Source organism: Methanothermobacter sp. K4 (genome assembly GCF_022014235.1).
GTDB lineage: Archaea > Methanobacteriota > Methanobacteria > Methanobacteriales > Methanothermobacteraceae > Methanothermobacter.
Window position 1 is genome coordinate 595667 of the sequence record NZ_JAKLTD010000001.1, and the last position, 23514, is coordinate 619180.

19 protein-coding genes and 1 CRISPR repeat array are annotated in these 23514 nt (G+C 44.1%); of the genes, 16 read left to right on the forward strand and 3 right to left on the reverse strand.

The window, feature by feature from the left end; all coding sequences use genetic code 11:
• The first annotated feature begins 5 nt into the window (after positions 1 to 5).
• From cas6 to L5462_RS03315, 15 genes are all read left to right on the forward strand, one after another.
• Positions 6 to 692 carry a CRISPR-associated endoribonuclease Cas6 gene (gene cas6, locus L5462_RS03245; protein ID WP_370637008.1) on the forward strand — a complete coding sequence of 229 codons (687 nt, stop codon included), beginning with the start codon at positions 6 to 8 and terminating at the stop codon, positions 690 to 692.
• Entirely contained in the window at positions 689 to 2503 is a 1815-nt protein-coding gene (locus L5462_RS03250; RefSeq protein WP_237779367.1) for a hypothetical protein, read from the forward strand. Before cas6 ends, L5462_RS03250 begins: the two co-directional genes overlap by 4 nt.
• The gene (locus tag L5462_RS03255; protein ID WP_237779368.1) at positions 2503 to 2820 is read left to right on the forward strand and encodes a cytochrome P450; all 318 of its coding nucleotides are present in this window, start codon (positions 2503 to 2505) and stop codon (positions 2818 to 2820) included. The genes L5462_RS03250 and L5462_RS03255 overlap by 1 nt, the downstream gene beginning before the upstream one ends.
• A gap of 1 nt (position 2821) precedes the next feature.
• A complete protein-coding gene (gene cas7i / locus L5462_RS03260) occupies positions 2822 to 3991 on the forward strand; it encodes a type I-B CRISPR-associated protein Cas7/Cst2/DevR (protein WP_237779369.1) in 1170 nt (389 codons plus the stop codon).
• Position 3992: 1 nt separating this feature from the next.
• Positions 3993 to 4802, forward strand: a complete 810-nt coding sequence (cas5b, locus tag L5462_RS03265) for a type I-B CRISPR-associated protein Cas5b (protein ID WP_237779370.1) — start codon at positions 3993 to 3995, stop codon at positions 4800 to 4802.
• Positions 4802 to 7285, forward strand: coding sequence for a CRISPR-associated helicase Cas3' (gene cas3, locus L5462_RS03270; protein ID WP_237779371.1), 2484 nt, complete (start codon positions 4802 to 4804; stop codon positions 7283 to 7285). The genes cas5b and cas3 overlap by 1 nt, the downstream gene beginning before the upstream one ends.
• Positions 7286 to 7341: 56 nt before the next feature.
• On the forward strand, positions 7342 to 7866 hold the full coding sequence (cas4, locus tag L5462_RS03275) for a CRISPR-associated protein Cas4 (RefSeq protein ID WP_237779372.1): 525 nt from the start codon (positions 7342 to 7344) through the stop codon (positions 7864 to 7866).
• Positions 7867 to 7961: 95 nt separating this feature from the next.
• A complete protein-coding gene (gene cas1b, locus L5462_RS03280) occupies positions 7962 to 8930 on the forward strand; it encodes a type I-B CRISPR-associated endonuclease Cas1b (protein WP_237779373.1) in 969 nt (322 codons plus the stop codon).
• 2 nt (positions 8931 to 8932) lie between these two features.
• The gene (gene cas2, locus L5462_RS03285) at positions 8933 to 9196 is read left to right on the forward strand and encodes a CRISPR-associated endonuclease Cas2 (protein ID WP_237779374.1); all 264 of its coding nucleotides are present in this window, start codon (positions 8933 to 8935) and stop codon (positions 9194 to 9196) included.
• Positions 9197 to 9413: 217 nt separating this feature from the next.
• Positions 9414 to 11846 carry a type III-A CRISPR-associated protein Cas10/Csm1 gene (gene cas10, locus L5462_RS03290; RefSeq protein WP_237779375.1) on the forward strand — a complete coding sequence of 811 codons (2433 nt, stop codon included), beginning with the start codon at positions 9414 to 9416 and terminating at the stop codon, positions 11844 to 11846.
• On the forward strand, positions 11843 to 12253 hold the full coding sequence (csm2, locus tag L5462_RS03295) for a type III-A CRISPR-associated protein Csm2 (RefSeq protein ID WP_237779376.1): 411 nt from the start codon (positions 11843 to 11845) through the stop codon (positions 12251 to 12253). Before cas10 ends, csm2 begins: the two co-directional genes overlap by 4 nt.
• 11 nt (positions 12254 to 12264) lie before the next feature.
• A complete protein-coding gene (gene csm3 / locus L5462_RS03300) occupies positions 12265 to 12969 on the forward strand; it encodes a type III-A CRISPR-associated RAMP protein Csm3 (protein ID WP_237779377.1) in 705 nt (234 codons plus the stop codon).
• 5 nt (positions 12970 to 12974) lie between these two features.
• Positions 12975 to 13886: a type III-A CRISPR-associated RAMP protein Csm4 gene (gene csm4 / locus L5462_RS03305; RefSeq protein WP_237779378.1), complete on the forward strand. Its 912-nt coding sequence runs from the start codon at positions 12975 to 12977 to the stop codon at positions 13884 to 13886.
• Entirely contained in the window at positions 13887 to 14987 is a 1101-nt protein-coding gene (gene csm5, locus L5462_RS03310; RefSeq protein ID WP_237779379.1) for a type III-A CRISPR-associated RAMP protein Csm5, read from the forward strand.
• Positions 14980 to 16182, forward strand: coding sequence for a TIGR02710 family CRISPR-associated CARF protein (locus tag L5462_RS03315; protein ID WP_237779380.1), 1203 nt, complete (start codon positions 14980 to 14982; stop codon positions 16180 to 16182). Before csm5 ends, L5462_RS03315 begins: the two co-directional genes overlap by 8 nt.
• Before the next feature lie 1005 nt (positions 16183 to 17187).
• Positions 17188 to 17953: a CRISPR direct-repeat array (repeat unit 30 nt; unit sequence GTTAAAATCAGACCAAAATGGGATTGAAAT).
• Between the two features lie 18 nt (positions 17954 to 17971).
• Here L5462_RS03315 and csx2 read toward each other — a convergent pair.
• The 3 genes from csx2 to L5462_RS03330 form a co-directional block, all read right to left on the reverse strand.
• Positions 17972 to 19210 carry a TIGR02221 family CRISPR-associated protein gene (csx2, locus tag L5462_RS03320; protein ID WP_237779381.1) on the reverse strand — a complete coding sequence of 413 codons (1239 nt, stop codon included), beginning with the start codon at positions 19208 to 19210 and terminating at the stop codon, positions 17972 to 17974.
• A gap of 96 nt (positions 19211 to 19306) precedes the next feature.
• Positions 19307 to 19660: a hypothetical protein gene (locus L5462_RS03325; protein WP_237779382.1), complete on the reverse strand. Its 354-nt coding sequence runs from the start codon at positions 19658 to 19660 to the stop codon at positions 19307 to 19309.
• Between the two features lie 26 nt (positions 19661 to 19686).
• On the reverse strand, positions 19687 to 20340 hold the full coding sequence (locus tag L5462_RS03330) for a class I SAM-dependent methyltransferase (RefSeq protein ID WP_237779383.1): 654 nt from the start codon (positions 20338 to 20340) through the stop codon (positions 19687 to 19689).
• Between the two features lie 230 nt (positions 20341 to 20570).
• Between L5462_RS03330 and L5462_RS03335 the strand changes: the two genes are divergently transcribed.
• Complete coding sequence (locus L5462_RS03335) at positions 20571 to 23513, forward strand: DUF11 domain-containing protein (RefSeq protein ID WP_237779384.1); 2943 nt, start codon at positions 20571 to 20573, stop codon at positions 23511 to 23513.
• Position 23514 lies beyond the last annotated feature (1 nt).

Here is a 23514-nt window from a genome sequence, read left to right on the forward strand (position 1 = left end):
TTAAGATTCCCTACAACTACAATCACGTTGTTTCTGCCATCATTTACAGGAGGATAGCGGACCTTGACCTTGCAAGCCAGCTCCACGGCGGGAAGGGCTTCAAGTTCTTCACCTTCTCCCAGCTCAACATACCAAGAAGGAAGGCCTTCAAAAATTTCCTCCTATCCGAGGATGGGAGGTTCTATTTCTTTATATCCTCACCCAACGTAGAGCTTATCAAGAGCCTTGTGGAGGGCTTCATAGACAAACCGGAGATTGATTTCCTCAGGGGTAGGGTTAATGTTGAGTACGTTGAATTTCTGAAGCCCCCGGAATTTCAGAGGAACATGAAGTTCAGGACACTCTCACCAATCATAGTGAAGACTGTGAAGGAGGAGGATGGGGTGCTCAGGCAGTGGGACGTGAACCCCAATGACCTGAAATTCTATGAGAACCTCCAGAAGAACCTTGTAAGGAAATACTCAGAATTCCATGGGGGCTACGATGGTGACGAGTACCTCAGGGTCATCCCCTACCAGAGGTCCATAAAGAGGAAGAGGATCATGATCCCCAAGGAGGACGCCGAGACCTACCACAGGGCATATCACATGAAATTCAGGGTAGAGGGCGACCCGAGACTTATAGAGTTCGGCTATGATTGTGGATTTGGTGAAAAAAACAGTATGGGCTTTGGAATGGTGGTTCCATCATGAATTTTGAATTCAAAGAAGAATCCGGACTTGAATTTACAGGTAACTGGTTCATTGACTCAGGGGTCCTGGGTTTTGTAAGGTTACTTGAGGACATATACGGTATCGAACTTCAGGAAATCAGGGAAATTGCCAGAAGGAAGGAAATACTGTACTTTGGCCTCTTTCCATTTGCATATATCTGCAGCGAGATAAACAGAAAGGCCACAGCTCACTCCAGGGTCCCAAAGGATCTGATAAACGAATTCAGATTTGAACTCCTGAACTCTGATTGGGAATCAGGAGAGGAAATCTTTGAATTCACCTGGAATAATTATGTCACAAGGGCCGCCATGAAGGTCTGGGTTGAAAGAAAACTTGAATCAGTGCTCTTCAAGAAAAATGGTGTTGATGAACTACCCTCAGATTTAAAAGATTCTGTAACTTCGATCAAAAAGGATGCTGATGAACTTGAGAAGAAACTGGTTGAGAAGCACGCAGATGATCTAAATAAGATTCTTGGACATAGATCCAAAAGATTCAAATCTGATGATATTGCTAAGATCCTTTCAGTAACTGACGATGACCTCCGGGAATTCCCTGAAGATCTTTCATATTCATTTAAGGAGTACAGGGACTGTCTTCTGAATCTCATGGGCTTGTTTGAGGAAAAATGGAAAAGGGACGTTGTTGGTAAGGAGAGGGTTCCAGAGGCTCTTGATCTGTTCTACAGGCTTCCCATAGATAACAAGTTCTATAAGAACTTCCTGTTCTTTCAGTACTCGGCTGCACACCAGAAACAGAAGGAGAGCCTACTTGATATCATAAGTTTCAGGGTCGAAGACCTGGAAGTACTTAAAAAGGTGGATAAGACCATCAACAAGTTTTTAACATCCTACAAAAAGGCAGAAAACACTTACTACGCCCCATTAACAAGCAGGCACCTGAAAAGTTTCAGTGAATACCTCTTCGTGTACCTCATATCATTTGACAGGGCATTCGAGTTCTTCAACAGGATGGGCTATGTTCTGTTCTATTCAAACGATCTTGATATAACCTACAGGGTCAACAGGAAACTCAGAATCAGAAAGTCAAAGATAGAAGACCAGAGTGTCCTCCTTAGGGTTACATGGCAGGAGATCATAGATTCCCTCATTGAACTTAAATCTGAGTGGGCCCTCGAAAACATGTACATCATAAAGTACAGGGACGTTAACAGCCAGACCCAGAGATTCGTGGATGTTGAGTACATAGGGATCTCAAAGATGCATGCGGCAATCCTCCTTGATGATGTGATAAGGGAGAACATCAACCATACACTGCAGGTGGGCAAGTCAGAGTACGTGTGGTTGCTTGAACATTTAATCCAGAATAAACCGCTGAAGCCAGTGGTCATGCGCCACCTTGTTATGAGGGCCAGCGGGAGGACGGGTCAGATGAGTATCAAGCCCCTCATCTACGCCCTGGCGATAGACTCGGAGGTGTTCTCTGGCTTAAAAGCCTGCGTATTTGAGGATCCCCTTGAAATTTCACCGAGAATGGAAGAGGTTGTTTTCAGGATAAAGGAGGCATATGGGGAGATGAATACGGCCCGAAGGAATGTCACTGAACTTATCCCCAGGGGCACCAGGGAAAATACCTTAAATCATCTCATGTCAATTCTCAGGAGAAATAACAGGTACCTCTTCGTAAATACTCTTCTGAAGATCCTGATGCAGGAGAACGAGGCATTTCACAGGCTCAAGAATTACCTGTTTAACAGGATACTTCAGAATGATGAGACATGGGATATTTACGCTGCAGCTCTTTTAACAGGATTTTTAGGAGGCAGATGATGCATAAAAAGTTAAAACCCCTCTCTGAGGTGGACTACTGGCAGATAAAGAAATATTCAAGGTCAGCATTTGAGAATATAGGCTCTGAAAGCTACAGACAGCGCCTGGTCTATAAACTTCTGAACACTGCGAGGGTCAATAACCAGTCGGACTTTTTCTCGTTCCTTCTGAGGACTCTGAACTCAAAAAAAGGAGATGAAAATGTCAGGAAACTCTGCAGAAAACTTGAATGGGTCTACCCATTGAATCCTGAAAATTTTGAGAAGGTCGCATACTCAATAATCATTGGTATAATGGCAGCAGGTAAAGGTGAATGAAATGTCAAGGCATATAGTAATGGATCTTGTATTCTATGGAAACTCCCTCAACTATGACCAGGGTAGTGGAAACTACCAGGAACTAAAGAAGATAACAAAATGGGATGGGCGGCAGTACACACTGGTGAGCAGATATGCCCTCAGGTACAGCATGCTGGACACCGCAGAGAAGGTGGGATTATTTGAACTTGCAGACGCCAGCAACCTGCTTAAGTCAGGTAAGGGTGACAGCACAGTTATACAGCCAGCCACGGAATTCCTCCTCACAGGAGACATACTTGAGTACCCTGAGTTTGACCTCTTTGGCTACCTCATAACCGAGACGACACCACAGAACTTCAGAACGGCTCCAGTAAAGGTGGGACACGCGGTTTCAATGACCCCCTTCATGTATGACGCCCACTTCAACGCCAATATAGGTCTCGCCAACCGCATGCGCAAGCGCCACGGCGAGATGAAGCCCAACCCCTTCACAGCAGAGGAACATGAAACCTTCTACCAGTACTCTATTGTTGTTGATGTTGACAGTATAGGTGAAATTGAAATTTACATTGCCGAGGGCAGCGACGTAACAGTTGCCGAGGGCAAATACAAACTTGAAGGAATCGAGAGGGTAACCGGTCTGCATGGTGACGGACTCATCATCCAGCTTAAAAAGGGAAGGAATAAAAAGGAGATATTCCAGTCAGAAAAGGTCGAATTACTTGAATTTGAGAAGATAGATAAGGTTTACAGGATAAAATACAGACTCAAGGACGATGAAAAGATAAAGGAACGTATCAGGAGCCTTTTAAAGACTGTAATGAATCTTAAAAGGACAATAAAGGCCCGTAATGAGGACCTATCCCCAAAACTGCTGGTCCTTGGACTCTACAGGGATTCACCCTACAGGACATTCAAGGACAGGATAGCCCTTCTCGATGAGTACACAGAGGAAGAGTACGATGAAATAGAGGAGCAGGAAACAGATAATGGCCGAATACTCAGGGTTAAACATGTCACAAACAAACAGAGAAAACCTGTTTTTGAAGTAAGCGGTCTTGATGCAGAAACACGGGAAATGGATAATGTGGAGGAATTCGTAGAGAAAATATTCGGTGAAGGTGAATTATCTCAGGTGGCCGTCTTCACAGATCCAGCCATAGAGTTAAAGAGAAATTCAGGGGATTAGGATGGATACCCTTGCAGTTGAGATCTTTCAGCCGTTCGCCCAGTTCAGAAACCCCTTCACATTCGACTACGCCCAGACATATCCCCTGAGCCCAAAGTCAACTGTAACAGGGATGTTACAGAATGCAACAGGCAGATACTACGACCAGGAAATCAGCAGTATCAGCATGAGCATCCACGGCCTCTTTGAGAGCACCTTCTGGAACTACCAGAGCTTCATAATGGGTGATATCTCACTTAAATCCCACCGAAATAAACTTAAACTATGGAATAAGGGCTATCCGCTCTACAATGAAAATAAAAAATCACAGAGAAGCCCATCATATCAGCAGGAGCTTTTCAACGGCCACTACTATATATTTCTGAGGGGTGATGGGGAGATCCTTGAGGAGATAGAGGAGGCCCTCCTGAAACCCTCAAGGACGCTTTATCTTGGAAGATCAGAGGACATCATCTTCATAAAGGGTATTCACAGGGACCTTGAGGCTGAAGAGAAGAAGGTTAAAAAGAGCCTCTGGCTCACATATCCAACCTATATAAAGCTCAGAAATGGTGATGCACACTTCCCCCTGAGAAATGAGAAATTCCCGGTTTACTCAATCCCTGAGAGGGTCCTATTCAGAAACGGTGATCGCATAATATCAAATAAGGCCGAACTAGGCCCTGAAACCGAAAGAATCCCCTCATTCCAGACAGTTATCTACACAGGGATGAACCAGGTCCTGTTTTTAAGGGACACCATAAAGACTGAGGTATACAGACTTGAAGACGGACCAATCTTCAAGATACCGGCAGATTTCGGGTGGCTATGATGGAACTGATTGACTTAATAAGGGCAAAATCTGATGACCAGCCCTCATATCTCTTAAAGGATCATCTGATGGAGACAGCGGCCAGGGTGGAAGCCTTCCATAGGTTTTACATGGAAAACATTGGGAACTTTTCCCACAGGATTGAAGGTGAAACCTTTGAGGCTCTGGCAGCGGCTGCAATAATACATGACCTCGGGAAAATTGACTACAACTTCCAGAAGAAACTCAGGAGCGAGGAGGATGATGGGTCATGGAAAATTCTTGAGGAATTCCTCTCACCCCTCAAACCAATGAAAAGGTCCCCAAGACATGAGATAATCTCCATAATATGGAGTACATTTCTCCTGGGAAATGATGAAAATGACGCTGTAATGAGGACAGCCATACTGCTCCATCACTATAATGAATATTTCATTAACGAGAAGGACCTCATGGAACTCATATTCACATACAGGGACGCCTTTGAAACCTACCTTTCATTCATAATTGAAAGAAGAGATGAACTTGAGAGGTTCCTCGAGGACCTCCTTGGTTACATTAAAGATTCAATCCAGTCTGAACTCATAGATTCAGCGGTGAAAAGGATAAAAACTACAATGGACTTTGATAAGCCAGAGATTCTCCTTACAAAGATAAGGGAATACGACGACGACATATCCGACTTCGCCTTTCTCTATGAACCCGAAGAGAAATCACTGGATTTCCTTGTAATATCCGGGCTTCTCAGAAAGGCGGATTACTCAGCAAGTGCTGGTGTTGACATTGAAATGTTCAGTGAAGATGTTTTCCAGGATATTGAGGAGAAAATAAAATCAAGAATCGGAGGGGAACCCTGGCAGATAGGTTTAATTAACGATTTCGGGGATTCAGAGAAACTTGTTCTGGTGGCGCCCACAGGCTCCGGGAAAACAGAGTTCTCAATTCTATGGGCCTCACGCCAGCGAAGAAAATTCATCTACACCCTCCCCCTGAGGGTTGCCCTCAACGATATATTCATGAGACTGAGGGATTCTGACGGATATTTCAGATCTGATGAGATTGATATACTCCATTCAACAGCATTCATAGAGTACCTCAGGGAGGAGAGGAGGGGACGGGACACGGACTTTGATGGAATGCTCACCTCCGCCAGGCTCCTGGCATCCCCTGTACTTCTCACGACACCCGACCAGGTTCTAATAACCTCACTCAACTATTTCGGTTCAGATAAGGTGATCTCAGCATATCCATTCAGTTCAATTGTTATAGATGAGGTGCAGACCTACAATGAGGAAATGGCCGCTGTTATCATCAAGACCCTGCGGATGGTAAGTGAACTCGACGGCAGCATACTGGTCATGACAGCCACACTACCCCCCTACTTCAGGAGGTTCCTTGATTCAATGGACTTCAAGGTACTTGACGTTTCAACCATCCCGGGACATGATATAAAGAACCTCGACATGAGGAGGCACGTCCTCAGATTGATGGAGGAACCCCTCTTCAGTGATGAACTTGAGGTTTCAGGTGAACTGGACGGACTCATTGAGGAAAACGCAGGTAAAAATATCCTCATCGTTGTAAACAATGTTCAGAAGGCGGTTGAGCTCTACAGGAACTACTCAGACGACCCTCAAGTTTACCTCCTCCACTCCAGACTCCTTGAGAAGGAAAAATCACGGAGGATAAGGGAAATAAAGGAAAAACAGAGGGAAGATAAGGGCCTCATGGTGATATCAACCCAGATAATAGAGGCTTCAGTTGACCTGGACTTCGATGTTATGATAACAGAGATCTCAACCATAGACAGCCAGATCCAGAGATGGGGCAGGATCTACAGAAACAGGGACCGGGATTATAGCTCCACTGAGCCCAACATAATCGTCTTCACAGGCACAGACCGGAGGACATCGCTCATATACGATAGGAAGGTCGTTGATGCAACCAGGAAAGTGCTCAGAAGATATGAGGGAAGAGCCCTTGACTATCAGATGGAAAAAAACATGATTGAAGACGTTTTCAGGGAGGACTTCAATGGCATGAGCCTCAGGGAAGTCTACGAAAACAGGATAGATGAGATACTATCCGACCTGGACTACTTCACGGTTGAGAAGAGAACCCAGGCACAGCGCCTCTTCAGGAACATGGCAGGCTACAAGGTCTTCATACCAGACGCTGTACTCCGTTACTCAGAATCCGAAATAGAGAGGACCTTCGCCGAACTCATAAAGGGGGATTACAGGCTCTGGAAGAATATACTGACTGAGATTGAGGAGAGAACAGGTGAAAAAACCACCATGTGGGACCTCCGGAGGGTCCTCTATGAGTACTCCATCAATTTACCGGTATTCTATGAGGAAAAGAGTGACTTCTGGAATAGAACAACCGGGGAGTTCAAGGGATTCTACGTATGGGGCAATATTGACGATGAGGAAGTGGAACTCATAGGTGAACTCGGACTTGACAGTGTATTCGGTGAGGTTGAATCATCATTCATATTGTAGTGATGAGCGGGCGGGCATTGCTGGCAGGGTAGAATCATCATATTTTAGTGATGAAGATGAGCATGATTTCTGGACTGGAGGGAAATCCAGCTGTCAGGGGGCTGCAGATAAACTACTATTTCATCTGCAGAACCAAACTCTGGTTCTTCTCCCACAACATCCAGATGGAGAGGGAATCTGAGCTCGTTAAACTTGGGAGACTCCTCCACGAGGAATCCTATAGCCGCGAGAAAAAGGAACTCATAATCGACGACCTTATAGCCGCAGACTTCGTTAAAAGGAAGGACTGCCTTGAGGTCCATGAGGTTAAAAAGAGCAACACCATGGAGGAGGCCCACAGGTTCCAGCTCATCTACTACCTTTTCTACCTTAAACATGTGAAGGGAATAGAGAATCTGAAGGGATTCATTGATTATCCGGCTCTCAAAAAGAGAACAGAGGTTTCTCTAAATGATGAGGACGTAGAGGAACTTAAAAATGTGATTAAGGATATTGATGGGATAATAAGGGGGCCGCCTCCAGCGCCCCAGAGGAAACCCATCTGCAGGAGCTGCGCCTACTTTGAACTTTGCTGGATCTGATCCCTTATCCTAACAAGGTTGCAATAGGACTGATCTGATCCCAACTGAAATTTGAATACAACCTACGGATTATCCCTGATTCTGCTGGAGGTATCATGACAAGAAAGAACTATTACCTGACAACAGACGGGTTACTTAAAAGAAAGGAGAATACAGTGTATTTTTTAAACAAGGATTCAAAGAGACCCATACCCATAAACAAGATCTACTCGATATACGCATATGGGGCTCTCAGTATCTCCTCCCAGGTGCTGAACCTCCTGTCAAGGGAGGGAATACCTGTACACTTTTTCAACCGCTATGGATTCTACACTGGCAGCTTCTACCTCCGTGAAACCCTGCTCTCAGGGGACATCATCATTAAACAGGCTGAACACGTCCTGGACAATGAGAGGAGAATGGAACTTGCAAAATCATTTGTACGCGGGGCCGCACTCAACATGAAGAGGGTTCTGGGGTACTACGGTCTTGAGAATGGCATATCAGATACACTCAGCGACCTTGAATCATCAGGTTCAATCACAGAGGTGATGAATGTTGAGGCAAGGATACGCTCAGACTACTACAGTGCCATTGATGGGATCCTCCCTGAGGGATTCAGGATTGAAAGGAGGACAAGGAGGCCCCCTGAGAATATGACGAATGCGATGATAAGCTTCGGGAATTCCCTTCTCTACTCCACAGTCATAACTGAACTCTACAATACCCAGCTAAACCCAACCATATCCTATCTCCACGAACCCTTCGCAAGGAGGTATTCACTGGCACTTGACCTCAGTGAGATATTCAAGCCAACCATAATTGACAGGATGATAATCTCCTTAATAAAGAAGAGGGCGATTAAGGTTGAGGACTTTGAGCATGGAATGAATCAGTGCCTCCTCAACGACTCAGGGAAAAGGAAATTCCTTGCAGAGTATGACAGGAGACTCGGAAAAACGGTTAAACACAGGGAACTGGGTAGGAAGGTCTCCTACAGGCGCCTCATAAGACTCGAGGCGTATAAACTCATAAAGCACCTCATTGGCCAGAAGAGGTATGAGCCGTTTGTGATGTGGTGGTGAGGGTGTACCTTCTAATAGTATATGATGTTGGAGTGGAGAGGGTTAACAGGGTTAAGTCCTATCTGAGGACAGAACTTCACTGGGTCCAGAACTCAGTATTTGAGGGCGAAGTTACTGGAAGCCAGTTCAAACGCATAGAGATGAACCTTAAGAGGATCATAGATGAGGATAGGGACTCAGTGGTTATCTACTCATTCAGGTCAGAGAGTGCATTCAAGAGAAATGTTCTTGGGGTGGAAAAATCCCCTCTTGATGTGATACTTTAATTACATGGGGGTTCTCTGGGGGGGGGTCTTGATTTCGCCTATGAAGCCTGATGCGATACTTCAATTGCATGGGGTTTATCTGGAGGCCTTGCTCTCACCTAGGTTCAGGCACCATAAGAAAAACCCTTTTATAAACCTTTTCATTTGAGCTGTAATGAGAAAATATATATTAATCATAATTTCAACTATATTAAAATATTCATTTCCGGTGTTCTACATGAAACTTGAGGATATACAGCTAGCCGCCCTTCTACATGATATAGGTAAATTTTATCAGAGAACATCTTCACCTCACAGTGAAAAATATGCGGGCCTCACCCAGTCTGATTTTGGACAAACAGGGGCACATGGTAAATGGTCGGCGACATTCGTCCTTGAAAATGGACTCGGCGAGGACATGGAGGACCTTGTACTCCACCACCACAACCCATCAAGATCAAAAAATCCAGAGTACGCAGAGATAATAAAGGATGCAGACCACCACTCGGCAAGTGAAAGGCACAGATCAGAATCAAAAAGGAAAGTTAATGAATACCCCCTCATATCGGTGTTCTCACAGGTCAGCATAGGAGAGAAAAGGGAAACACAGGATGAATACTACCTCCCCCTCATGGAGCTCAGACCCTCCAGCCTCGACATGATAAAACCTGAGAGGTTCAGAAGGGCCGTGATGTCAGGCTGGAACCTTGAAAAGGAATACAGGCGCCTCTGGAACCTCTTCATATGGGAGATAACTGAACACGGGAAAATGGATATTAACACCATGTACCATTTACTGAAAAAATACACCTCGCTCATGCCATCAGCGGTCTACATGAGCGTACCCGACATCTCACTCTTCGACCACCTCAAAACCACCGCGGCGCTGGCTGGCTGCCTCTACCTCCACAGAGAGGATGGCGGGGAAGGGAAACCATACCTCATAGTATCAGGGGACATATCAGGTATCCAGAACTTCATAACAGGTGTGGCGTCACCTGAGGAGGCCCAGAAGGGTATGAGCAAGAGGCTGAGGGGAAGATCCATTTCAATAAGCCTGATAACAGATGCGGCTGCAAACAGGATAATCTCTGAGGCGGGTCTCTCCCAGGCAAACATACTGTTCTGTGGCGGCGGCCACTTCACACTGATCCTCCCAAACACTGAAAGGATGAAGGGGATAATTGAAAACGTTTCCCTTGAGGTTAACAGGAGGTTCATAGAGGCATTCAATGGGGAACTCTACCTTGCACTTGCGGTGAGGGAAACAGGCCCTGATGAAATAGCGGACTTCGGAGCGGTACTGGATGACCTTGCAGCAGAGAACCTTAAAAATAAGAGGTCAAAGTTCAGGGGACTTCTTGATGAGTTCTTCAAGCCAGAAACTGAACCACCTGAGGGTACCTGCGCTGTATGCGCCCTACCATCAGCTGCCACAATATGCAGCTCATGCAGATCCCACGAGGAACTCGGGGCGAGGATAGCCAATGCAGATTACATGATACGGGTCTATGGTACAGTGGATGCGGATTTCAGTGAAGCAGGAATATCCTACTTCTTTGAAAACTCCAGAACAGTGATTTCAAGGATAGATGAACTCGCATCCAAAAATCATAGAATCGATGTGCTCAGACTCAACAGCACGGACTTCCTTGAGATCAGTGATAGAATCCAGGCAGATAATGTGTCATTCGGGTTCAGCCTCATGGGTAACACGGTCCCAGCGGTCAGTGAGGGTTCAAGATTCAGGGCACTGGACTTCACAGAGATAGCATCCACAGCCAGGGGCGCAGATAAACTGGCTGCACTCAAGATGGACGTGGACAACCTCGGGAGGATATTCGCAGAGGGCCTCCCCAACAGGTCAGTGTCAAGGATCTCAACCATGAGTTCATTCCTGGACCTCTTCTTCCTTGGCTACATAAACCAGGTTGCATCAGAGTTCTCCTTCATAATGGATCCATGTGAAGGCTGCAGGGGTAATCTCGTTGAGATAAAAAGTTCTCGCTGGACCATATACAGGGGGGAGCTATGTGAAAGATGCCAGGAAAACTCCATTCCATCAATCTATATAACCTACTCTGGAGGAGACGATGTACTGGTATTCGGGCCATACGATGACATTGTCGAGTTCGCAGGGAGACTCAGAAACGAATTCAGGGAGTGGACATGCTCCAATCCATCCATAGATGTTTCAGCTGGAATATTCATGGGAGGACATAAATTCCCGGCAGGAAAGGCGGCTGAAATTGCAGAGAGGCAGCTTAAAACATCAAAGGATCTGGGCAGGGGTAAGATATCCCTCTTCGGCGAGACAGTTCAGTGGGACACAGACAGGTTTAAGGGATTCAACGAACTCCTTGAATTTGCCCTGAAACTTGAAAAACTCCACGAAGCCGGTAAATTGTCCAAGAACTTCATATACTCCCTCCTGAAACTGTGGGACTCCACTTTCCATGAGGATGTCAGGGACGATGAGAGCTGGATTAGGTGCCAGGAGATAAGACTCTCCAGAAAGGACTATGTGCCCTACTATGTCTATAAGCTCAGAAACATATCCGATGGGGAGCTCAGAAGGGAACTCTTCAGGGAGGGCATCAATTTCATCCCATGGATCAGGATACCCGTTTCATGGGTCAGTTTAAGAACAAGAAATGGTGATAGGCCATGAGTAATTCAATGAGCATTGAGGATGTTAAAAGGGATATAAACACGCTTGAAAAACTCAGCGACCTTGAGGTGAAAAAATACGCAGATACAGGGGGCTATGCGGATATCATAGCCCGGGCAAATAAAAATCTCAAGACCACACAGCTCAGAAAATTTTTCGGAGCTATAAGGAACATGGAGAAAAATGCAGATTCCTGGAAGAATATAGAGGCTGACTTCTACCTCTTGAAGCCCCAGCTTGCAAACGCCCGTGGAAGGGACCTCATACCGAAGGGCTTCTATGATATAATGATGAGTATCATGGATAAGGTTGACAGGGGAGATGATAAAGAAAAAATCAAAAACTTCAAGGTCTTTGTAAGTTTTCTTGAATCAATAGTGGCCTATCATAAATTCTACACATCATGAAGGTGTTTTAAATGAAATTCCAGAAAAATTATGTGATCTCCGGAGAAATCATCTGCAGGACAGGGCTTCATATCGGGGGCTCAAAGGACTCCATTGAAATTGGCGGCTCAGACAACGTCATAATAAGGGACCCGGTAACAAGACTCCCTTACATTCCAGGTTCATCAATCAAGGGAAAGATGAGGGCACTCCTTGAGCTTGCACTTGACAGGGTAACCAATGGGGGTCCATGCAAGTGTGGAGAATGTGATGTCTGCAGGGTATTTGGAAGTGCCGCAGATAACACCAGCGTCTCAGGTCCCACAAGGATAATTGTAAGGGACTCCTTCCCAACAGAGGAAACAATGGAAATGTGGAGGAAAAGCACTGATGTTGTTGAGGGGGCTGAACTTAAGTACGAGAACTCACTTGACAGGATAACCTCAAGGGCAAACCCCAGAAACCAGGAACGGGTTCCAAGGGGCTCCAAATTCGGATTTGAGATAATAGTTAGTGAATATGAGGGGGACAGTGACAACCTCGGCGTAGTCCTTGAGGGACTCAGACTCCTTGAGGATAGCTACCTCGGCGGTAGCGGAACCAGGGGTTACGGTAAGGTGGAGTTCAGGGACATAACAATCACAGAGAGGCCCTCTGAATACTACCGTGGAGAGGCCAGTGAAAACACCCTGGGAAACTTTGAAGCCCTCGCAAATATCCAGCTTTCTGAAGAGTGAGTTAAATGCTCGTCTACCTGAAACCAGAATCTTCAATCCCTGAGCTATCATCGGATACAATATTCGGCTCCATAATCTACAGTTTCAGCCAGCTGTATCCAGATGAGCTGGATGACATAATGGACCTCTTCATATCGGATCCACCATTCCTAGTATCATCCAGTTTCCCCTACATTGAGGATGATGAAAGGGTTCGATTCTACCCTAAAATCATCACAGAACCAGAGAAGCGATACGACCCCCAGAAATTCAAGAAATATAAAAAGACATCCCACATCCAGGAGGAGATCTTTCTCTCATGGGTATCAGGGGAAATCGGGGAGGCAGATATTGTGGAGTCAATCGATGATTACAGGGTCTACAGGGGCCTACTCTTTGACAGTGAACTGGACCTTAAATTCGGTGAAGGGGAATTTGAGGAACCACACAATGTTGTAAACAGAATCGAGAGAAAAACAGAGAACATATACCATATAACAAGGGTGTTCTATGAGAACATGGGCAGGTTCTTCCTTGTGAAATTCAGGGATGAATCATTCAGACCATACCTTAAATCAGCCCTGAAATTTCTCTCTGACAGGGGCATGGGACCTGATGTCTCAACAGGGAAGGGACATTTCTCCTTTGAGATTGCTGAAAATAGACTCCAGGACAATGGAGGCGAAAGGTTCCTGACCCTCTCCAGGTTCATACCAAACCCTGAGGAGGTCAAGGCACTGGGTGCTGATGCATGGTTTGAACTCGGATCCAAAAGGGGTAGGGGCCCTGACGGTGAGATAAGAAGACAGGTCAGATTCTTCAGGGAGGGCTCAACCTTCAGGGACACCGGAAAGGAGTACTATGGGACCATCATAAGGTCAGGGAAGTCTGCAGTGGAATATGGACTGGCATACAAGCTCTCACTGGGTGGTGGTTAATTGAAATGCACTCTTAAGGTCATAACCCCAGTTCACATAGGGAATGGTTTAAAGTATGGTCCTCATGAATTCTACACAGGAAAGGGCAGGTCTGGGGAGAGGAAATTTGATATTTTCTCACGGGTCGATACCACGAAGCTTTACTCAAAACTTGATGAGAAAACACAGGAGGAGTTCCTTCATAATCTGACAACGCCAGAATTCGACCTTAAAGGATTCTTCAAGGGATCTCTAGCTGCTAAAAAGGCGGCAAGGGAATCTGTAAGATACAGGGGTGTCCTGAGGACAAAATCAGATCATATAAAAGAGGTCAGTGAACACATCAAAACCTCCGATGAACTCTACATACCCGGTTCATCAATAAAGGGGTCCATAAGAACAGCACTACTCTACAAAACCCTCACAGACTCGGATCTTGATAGAATTTCTGATAGAATTTCCAGAGTTGGCCATAGAAGAAACCCTAATTTCCAGAACTTCATCAATGGATTCTTAGCAAGCGAACCCAGAGACGCTGCAAAGAAGAGTGTAATGAGGTTCCTGCAAGTCACTGATACAAGCACAGTGAAAACACCCCATCTGTATGAAATGAAAGTTCTAAATGCAAAGATTCTAAATGATGGAAGACGTTCAGTTGGTTATAAAAGTTTCCCTCTCCATATTGAATGTATACCCAAGGTAGGGCTGGAATTTGAGATCAAATTCACATACAATAGGATATACGATGACCTAGGCTTGGGGAATCTCAAGAAACTTTTAGATCCGGAAAAAATAAAGGAGTCCCTACACAGATTCAGTAGGGACTACATTAAACATGAAATCGAATTCGCGTCAAGATACGACATAGATTTTCTTGAGGAATGTTACACAAAACTTTGGAAGAAAAACTCTCCCAAAACTCCCCTCATGAGGATAGGTTATGGTAGTGGATTCCTTGCAACCACAATTGCCCTGAGGTTTAAGGAGGAGGATCCATCAACCTATGACTCAATAAGAAAACTTGCCGGGAAAAGAACGTATCCATACGAATTCCCAAAGACAAGGAAACTTATAAACGGTAGAACCCCTCCAGGATGGGTTAAGGTGATCTTCAATGAGTAACAGGATACTCTTCATGACAGTAGGTACCGGTGTCGGCGACTCTGAGGAGAGGGTGAGGAGCCTGGCACATGGACTTCTAAGTTCAATACACCACAACCGACCAGACAGGGTCATCTTCTTCGGGTCAGATAAGAGCAGGAAAACAGTTGAGTACATATCAGAGGAAGCAGAGCGGGAAGGAAAGGTTCTACCGGAATATGAGTTCGTTGAGGTTAATGATATTGACCTTGTGGGTGAATGGTTCACGAGTATCGATGAACAGATGAAAAGATACAGTGATGATGAGATAATAGTCGACTATACATCTGGAACCAAGACAATGACATCAATAGCCTTCATAATGGCTGTCCTCTATGGAAAGGAACTTTCAGTGATATCAGGTTTCAGGGATAAAAACGGGACAGTTCAGAGTGGTACAGAGACTGTGATAAAACAGAACGTATATCAGATTTACGATAAACTCAGAATAAGAAGGTTCAGGGAACTCTTCAACCTTGGAAGGTTTAAAACGGCCCTGGATGTCCTTAATGAAGTTGTTCAGCATGAGAGAAAGGACGCATACATCAAGCTGACAGAAGCATATCTCCACTGGGACCTCTTTGACCATGAGAGGGCAATGGAGTGCCTCAACAGTGAGGAGGTAAAGGAACTTGAGGAACTTGAGGATGTGGTGAGGAGGAATAAGAATATACTGGGTCAGATTGTGAGTTCACGTAAGGGGAAGAGAAAATTCAGGTACAGACCATTCCTCCCGGATCTTTTTGCTAATTCTAAGCGTAGAGCCTCTGAGGGACGGTATGATGATGCTGCAGCCAGGCTCTACCGTGCACTTGAGCTGATAGCCCAGATAGTCATTGAGGAAGAGTATGGTGATGAAACCGACAGTCTGAACCCTGAAAATTACAGCCTGAGTACAAGGTCGACGCTTAAACTTGGCGCTAAGAAGCATGTGGCCCTTAAGAATGCCTACAGGTTACTTGAATGTGAAGGTTATGAGGTTGGGAAGACCTTTGGGGAGGATAAGGAGATAATGGATCTTCTTAGGATACGTAATTACTCCATACTGGCCCATGGACTTGATTCGGTTACAGAGGAGAATTACCTGAAGTTTTATGAAAGGGTACTTGGGTATGCACGCATCATAGATGATAAGATAGACTCAAAGATAGAGGACGCCACTTTCCCTGAACTTTGATTATTTTTTAATGGTTTTCATGAGGTCAGAAAGTGAATGATTTTTATCTGATATGTTCAATATTTTGAGGATTGTAAGATGGAAGCCGAAACCGCTCTTGTAATTGGGTTTCTGATTGCTCTTATTGTAAACCCCTTAGGTGCACTTATACTGTTGCTGATATTTATAATATGGTGTATCATTGATTAGCCATAGGGTACCTTTTAATTGATTATGGCCTGGTTAATGATTCCTGCAGATGGTTTTACTGCTGCATATCATGATTCATTGCGTTGGGGAGCAGGACTTGCTGGTTCTTGAGAGGAAAGTTTTACTGCTGCATATCATGACTCATTGCAGATGTAAAATCTGATTTTTTTATTGCTATGGAATTTATATGGATCAGTAGCCTTTGAAGGACTATACTATCTTTAGTTTTTTTTCTTTAGATTTCACAACCCATCTTAAAAGAATCTAGAGGCATCAAACTGCTTTTATTGTATACTATATCTTCTAAGCGACCCATTATCTCATTTAATTATTTAAAGCTATTGAAATCACCTGATTTATAATATGGGATATTAATGGGGCTTTAGTAAGGTTTTGATGATTGCTTATAGATTTGAATATAAAAATTAGGAATTAAAACTATTTATTGTACTTATATCAAGCTAAAAGGTTTTAAATTATAATTTAAATACTTTATATCTCTTTTATTTCCATTCAAAGTCTTTTTGGAGGTTCGTTTTTGACAGGTTTTTCAACGTCGTATTATAATAACTAAATGTTATTTTAAGGTTCTTTTATAATTAAGAGACACCACATTTGATTCTTGAGTTTTTATCTTGTTAAAATCTTTTTTATATTAGTTTAGATTTATTTAGTGCTTTATTTTTGAATCCAGAGCCTTTACAGTAAGTCGTCTGTCAATATAAATGAACTGCATTATTGGGGATCGACAGATTTATAAGTCTGAGAGGAGAAATTTCAGAGTGATATAGGTCAAATAGAGAAAAAATCCGCCCTGTTAAAATCAGACCAAAATGGGATTGAAATGCGTGATGGTTTCTTGAATCCTTGCCAATCCAGGCGTGTTAAAATCAGACCAAAATGGGATTGAAATTGCTCTGCATCATAACCGTCCTGTTATCCATGCAGGGGTTAAAATCAGACCAAAATGGGATTGAAATGGATAAGTACAGGTATCAGTCCACTGAGTTCCAGGTTAAAATCAGACCAAAATGGGATTGAAATGGAATGGGTTATCACGGAACGTGGCGGGGATGAAATGCGCGTTAAAATCAGACCAAAATGGGATTGAAATGAGGACGACTCCCTATATTCGTCCATAGAATATGCGTTAAAATCAGACCAAAATGGGATTGAAATTTCAACTAATGAAACAAATTTGACCTAATTTCGTTATAGTTAAAATCAGACCAAAATGGGATTGAAATGGTTTTACTTCCTTAAAATCTGTGTTGTCCATTTCAAGTTAAAATCAGACCAAAATGGGATTGAAATAATAGTGGTTCAAACATGGAATGGGATAGCAAGCACGTGTTAAAATCAGACCAAAATGGGATTGAAATGTTATAATTTTGCAGAGAAGTAGTTTCTCTGCAAAATGTTAAAATCAGACCAAAATGGGATTGAAATATGCTGCAGTAGAAGTATATGCTGTCTATTATTTCCCGTTAAAATCAGACCAAAATGGGATTGAAATATTTTTTATGGTGATTTAATTTCGCTATATCGATATGTTAAAATCAGACCAAAATGGGATTGAAATGTGTGGCATCTATTCATTTTAAAAATCCGTTTTAATAATATTGCGAAATCTTTGTATGAAGTCCTGAAGTTTATTTTTAAATTTATCGGCTTTATGCATGTTATTGGTCCATCCAGCATGATTTATGTCGTTTCTGTATTCTATAAGTTCATACCACAGATTTCTGATTTCTTTCGGAAGAATTTCGTTGCCCCTGAGCATATTTTCAGCTTTTTCTCTTGTTTTTCGATCTTTAAGGTCATTTATGTTCAGAAAATTTGTAATTACATAATTCACTATGGTCTCTCTTAATACCGTAAAGCCCTGCTGAATCAGGTTCTTCTTCAAACACCATTCTGATATTTCCAGACCTAGTATCACATCGTCCGCAGTATTCATAGAAAATTCTTCCTGTATTTTACCAAAAAGAGGTTTAAATGGTTTTAGTAATTCTAGATCCTTCTCTGCTTGGGGTATTCCTTCTGAGATGTCCCTCATATTTCCTTGAAGTTCAGGTGCTCTGCAGGTTGAAACATTCCTGGAGAATCTGTCAAGTGATTCTATAAGATGTCTTATTTCACCACCCCTTTTCCCCTTTGTGTCTGCTAAAAGGGGTTTCAATTCATTCATCCCAATATCCTTTATCATTTCAGCGTTTCCAGTTTCTAAAAAACGTTCTATTGCTATTGTCCAGTCAAATAAAACTGTAAATGGTGTCAGGTCAAATATTGGCACATTCCTTTTTTCTAGGGGCATATTTTGAACCTCTGGAGGTGACCCAAGGGCTTCCATTGCCCCATATAAAACTCTCTCTACCCTCACGTTTTTCAGAAATTTAGCATAATTCAGTACGATTAGTGTCAGGAGTGGAAGGGATCGAAAACTGTGGGTTATGTCAAGTATTATCCTGTCATTTTCATCTATAACTTCATTCATTTTTTCAAAGATGGTCCAGAGCTCCTCTTCGCTTCTACCTTCAGGTATTCTGACCCTTTTGACTTCTAAATCGATATTGAACTTACTCTGAAACTCTTCAAGGCTGTCACGTAAGCCTTTTAGGAAATTTGCATTTTTATTCTGATTTCTATTTAACCAGTTTTTATTTTCAGCTTCTTCAGTTAAAAAAAGGATTACCTGACCATCTTTTAACTCATCATGAAGTAATTCAAGTAACGATATTTGAACAAATCTGGCTGGAAACCTTGATGTGATGCTCCTGTAGGTATAATATACTTCTTCATAGGGTGTGGTTCCAAGGAAGGTCAATAACTTATACATGATGATACACCTATACGTTATTTCCTATATTTGATACTATATGATATTAGATCCCCCTGACTTTCGTAATATATAGCTATAACGAATAAAAGGAGGTCATCCGGCCCCACAGAGAAACCTTCCGCTTACAGCGTCAACCCATGCCTCTCCAATCACCATTTTATATGTGGAACTGGATGGATTCCAGTCATAGACAAGGATATGGTAGACGGGCCTCTTAATTCTAAGACGGACAATCTTCCCCTTCACATTAAAACCTGAGATGTACCTTGGGGGCTTCTTTATTAGTTTCGCCTTCAACTTCAACTTGCTGTAATCCCCGGGAACGGATTTTTTAACAACCTTAATGGCCTTTGATGGGGATATAAGGCCATAGGGAGATTCACTGAAGGTCATAGACCCTACAAAACTAATTGCTACAATTAAAGCAGCTATGGTAACTCTTCTCACGGAAACACCTCCCTTATAGTCATGAATCAGATCGATTTTATAATCAACATTTCATTACAACCTGTCTCCTCATGGTATGGGACGCGCTGGATAATCATTTCATGATCAGCAAATTCTTCCATTATTCCCTCAAGGTATATGGATCTCCTCCTTCTGTGAATGTTGGTAACTGGAAATATCCTCACCTCTCGTCCCACCCTCAGCATCTCCTGCACCGCCTCAACATGGAAACTGTAACCCAGCTTTTCCTCATAGAGGAAAAGAAGATTTGCAGAGAGTACAAGATCGAAGTGGAGGTCATTGAATGGTAGATGGGGCAGCTCACCAGCAATGTAACCCGCAGGGTCTTCCCTGTAGTCCCTCAGGAACTCCCGGAACACGGCCCTCCTGTAATCTTCAAGTGGCTCACCTTTAACCTTAATGTCCATGAGGAAATCACCGTGGAATCTTCTGTGCCTCTTAAAATTCTCTTCTGCTAAAACTTCAAGTTCATCTGGGTTTTTAATGTAAATTGGGTCAACTGCAGTTACACTGAAACCTTTTCTCTTCATTTCACTCCTGAAGGAACTCACACCGGCGGCACAGTCGAGTATTCTTTTTCCTGCAAGTTCATGGGTTTTAAGGTTGAACATGTCAGTGTACTCTGAGAGGCCCCTTCCAAGGAGAAGTACAGAGTTCATAAATATGTGTTTAGTTTTATTATATAAGTATTCGTGAAAAATCGTCAGATTTCGACCGTCCCATGTATATCAGGACACCAAGATATGTGCTTTCTGTCAATTTTTTTCAGTTACAGTTTGAAGCCGTATCTTAAGGATTGTCATGTAATACTGGGATCATTTAGAACATTATAAATACAGCGACTTACATAATAAAAGTTTATGTTAAAAAAACTAAAGGGGGGTGAAAAATGAGAAAATTTACACTGACACTGGCGATTCTTATTCTAATGGTTGCAGCTGGAACTGCAAGCGCTGCAGACACTGACAACCAGACCGACTCGGATTCAATTATAACAGGTACTGTGACATACTGTAACAGTACTGAACCATTTGAGGGTGCAGTTATAAATGTGGCGGCCATGAATGGCTCTAATCTTGCTTCAGGTGTAACAGGTCCTGATGGGAGATACTCTATAGGTCTACAGTCACCTGATAGGATATTTGTTGTCTCAGCGGTTGCACCAGGGCATGTGATACCCTCAAAGACCGTGACACTTGATGAGACTGGAAGGGCAACAGCAGACTTCAGACTCGGTACACTCCAGCTGACCAAGGGTTCATGGGATATTCTTGGACTCGACCACAACAACGTGAATGTCGGGCCAAACCAGTACCTGATCCAGATCAGGGTTAAGAACAATGCCCTGACAACAGCAAACAATGTAACAGCAAATTTAACCTTCACTTCAACCAATCCGTACATTTATCTGGCGGCAAATGAGACTTCAAACAAGTACCTTGGTGATATAGCCCCAGGGGTCACTGTGGATGTGTTCTATCTCGTGGAGGTGTCAAGGAATACCCTTGCGTATCTAACATCAAGGAACTACACAGTAACGGTTGGGGGCACCAATACAGGATCAGCAGACACTATAAATGGCACACTCTATGTGGAGAAACTTGTATCACAGAACCGTAATGATGTGGTCTCTATAACCGTGAGCAACCCCACACCGGCCATAGGGGATGTTATAGCGGTTACTGTTGTGTCAACGACTGCATCAGCCACCTATGACATCGTTAACCTTCCACTTACAAACTACAACCCTGCTATTCTTCAGCCGCTGAATGTGACAGTAACATATGGACCCAACACCAGTAACAATGTACGCCTTGACTCACCAGGGCAGACAAACTTCGTATCAGTTTGGCTCTTCAATGTGACGGGCGCCGGCGTAACAAGGCTCTTCGGTCTTATAACGGACAGGAGCGGTTCAAGTTATCACTACAACTCAGACTTTGGTGATAACATAACCATAAGGGCTGTTGAGAAGGCTGACCTTGCCATAGCAAAGGCGGTTAACAGTACAGCACCCAACATCGGGGATACGGTTAAGTTCACACTTACGGTTGTGAATTATGGACCCAACAATGCCACGGGAGTTTATGTGGTTGACAACCTTCCAGCACAGCTCCAGTTCGTATCAGCAGTGGCATCAAAGGGGACCTACAATAATAACACGGGCATCTGGACCATAGGAAACCTCGACTACTTTGAAACGGTGACCCTCAACATCACAGCAGTGGTCACCTCAACCGGACCCATAGTCAACAATGCCAATGTGACGGGTGATGTGTTTGACCCCAACATGGCAAACAACTATGCATCAGCAGAACTGAATTCTCCACCAGCTTCAGACCTTACCATTGACAAGTCCGTGAGCAATTCCGAACCCTATGTGGGTGATACAATCCAGTACACAATCACAGTGAGCAACAGGGGTCCTGATAATGCAGCCGGAGTTGTGGTGGAGGATATTCTACCAGCGGGACTCATACTGGTCAGTGCAACACCATCCAAGGGTGCCTATGTCATGGGAACATGGTACGTGGGGACACTCAACTACCTTGAGGTGGCAACACTCACCATACTCGCGAAGGTAAACGCTACCGGCGTCTTAACAAACTTTGCAAATATAACATCACCGAACTTTGACCCGAACCCTGATAACAACAATGTGACAAGGGACGTGGTCGGGATTCCTGTGGCGGATCTCCGCATAATAAAGAACGTGAATAACGCGAGGCCGAACTTCGGATCCAATGTGACATTCACAGTTTCAGTTACAAATCTGGGCCCAAGTACAGCCACGGGGGTAACAGTGACTGATATACTGTCACTTGGACTCGTCTACCTCAGCCATGCGGTTACACAGGGTTCATATAACCCATCAACAGGGGTATGGACCATAGGAACACTGAACTATGCAGCATCAGCCCTGATGAACCTCACGGTCCTTGTTAACACCACGGGGGATTCAAATAACACGGTCTCAGTGACCGGTAATGAATACGACCCTGACAGGACCAACAATAATGCCATATCAGTCCTGAATGCGGTATCAGCCGACCTCAATATCCAGAAGACCGTTGACAGACCCGTTATAAACAACGGGGAAACAGCAACCTTCACAGTAACCGTGAGGAACGCTGGCCCTGATACACCATCAAATGTGGTTGTAACGGATCTTCTCCCGGCAGGTTTATCCATCATATCATACACGGTTACCCAGGGAACCTTCAGTGAGGCAACCAGCACATGGAATGTGGGATCACTTCCAGCTCTATTCGAGGCAACCCTCACACTCCTTGTGAGGGCAACCCAGGCAGGATTCCAGACAAACATAGTCAATGTATCATCAGAGCTACCTGACCCAATGCCACAGGACAACGTTGATGCGGTGACAGTCGATGTGAGGCCATCAGCGGATGTTAAGATCACCAAGACCGTGAGCAACACCTCACCGGACTTCGGTGAAACCGTGGTATTCTATATCACGGTAACGAACCTGGGACCCGACACCGCCACAGTTGTGAGGACAGTTGACGGACTGCCAGCGGGTCTTGTCTACCAGTCCCATGTGGCATCTGCAGGGGTTTACTTCCCAGAGTTCTATGTCTGGACGGTTGATTCACTTGCACCTGGTGCCTCAGAGACACTCAACTTGACGGCCCTTGTTAACGCAACAGGTGAACTCATAAACACAGTCTCAGTAACAGCAACGGAATATGATCCTGACATGACCAACAACTACGCTGCAGCTGCTCTCAACGGGCGTGCACTTGCAGACATCGGTGTTCAGAAGACGGTCCACTTGCAGACATCGGTGTTCAGAAGACGGTCCTTTTAAC

Excerpts from the sequence above, each read along its gene's own strand:
- csx2 (WP_237779381.1), bottom strand. The coding sequence starts at position 19,210 with ATGTATAAGTTATTGACCTTCCTTGGAACCACACCCTATGAAGAAGTA.
- cas1b (WP_237779373.1), top strand. The coding sequence starts at position 7,962 with ATGACAAGAAAGAACTATTACCTGACAACAGACGGGTTACTTAAAAGA.
- L5462_RS03330 (WP_237779383.1), bottom strand. The coding sequence starts at position 20,340 with ATGAACTCTGTACTTCTCCTTGGAAGGGGCCTCTCAGAGTACACTGAC.
- L5462_RS03250 (WP_237779367.1), top strand. The coding sequence starts at position 689 with ATGAATTTTGAATTCAAAGAAGAATCCGGACTTGAATTTACAGGTAAC.
- L5462_RS03335 (WP_237779384.1), top strand. The coding sequence starts at position 20,571 with ATGAGAAAATTTACACTGACACTGGCGATTCTTATTCTAATGGTTGCA.
- csm2 (WP_237779376.1), top strand. The coding sequence starts at position 11,843 with ATGAGTAATTCAATGAGCATTGAGGATGTTAAAAGGGATATAAACACG.
- cas3 (WP_237779371.1), top strand. The coding sequence starts at position 4,802 with ATGGAACTGATTGACTTAATAAGGGCAAAATCTGATGACCAGCCCTCA.
- csm4 (WP_237779378.1), top strand. The coding sequence starts at position 12,975 with ATGCTCGTCTACCTGAAACCAGAATCTTCAATCCCTGAGCTATCATCG.
- csm3 (WP_237779377.1), top strand. The coding sequence starts at position 12,265 with ATGAAATTCCAGAAAAATTATGTGATCTCCGGAGAAATCATCTGCAGG.
- L5462_RS03255 (WP_237779368.1), top strand. The coding sequence starts at position 2,503 with ATGCATAAAAAGTTAAAACCCCTCTCTGAGGTGGACTACTGGCAGATA.
- cas10 (WP_237779375.1), top strand. The coding sequence starts at position 9,414 with ATGAAACTTGAGGATATACAGCTAGCCGCCCTTCTACATGATATAGGT.
- cas5b (WP_237779370.1), top strand. The coding sequence starts at position 3,993 with ATGGATACCCTTGCAGTTGAGATCTTTCAGCCGTTCGCCCAGTTCAGA.
- cas4 (WP_237779372.1), top strand. The coding sequence starts at position 7,342 with ATGAGCATGATTTCTGGACTGGAGGGAAATCCAGCTGTCAGGGGGCTG.
- cas7i (WP_237779369.1), top strand. The coding sequence starts at position 2,822 with ATGTCAAGGCATATAGTAATGGATCTTGTATTCTATGGAAACTCCCTC.
- L5462_RS03315 (WP_237779380.1), top strand. The coding sequence starts at position 14,980 with ATGAGTAACAGGATACTCTTCATGACAGTAGGTACCGGTGTCGGCGAC.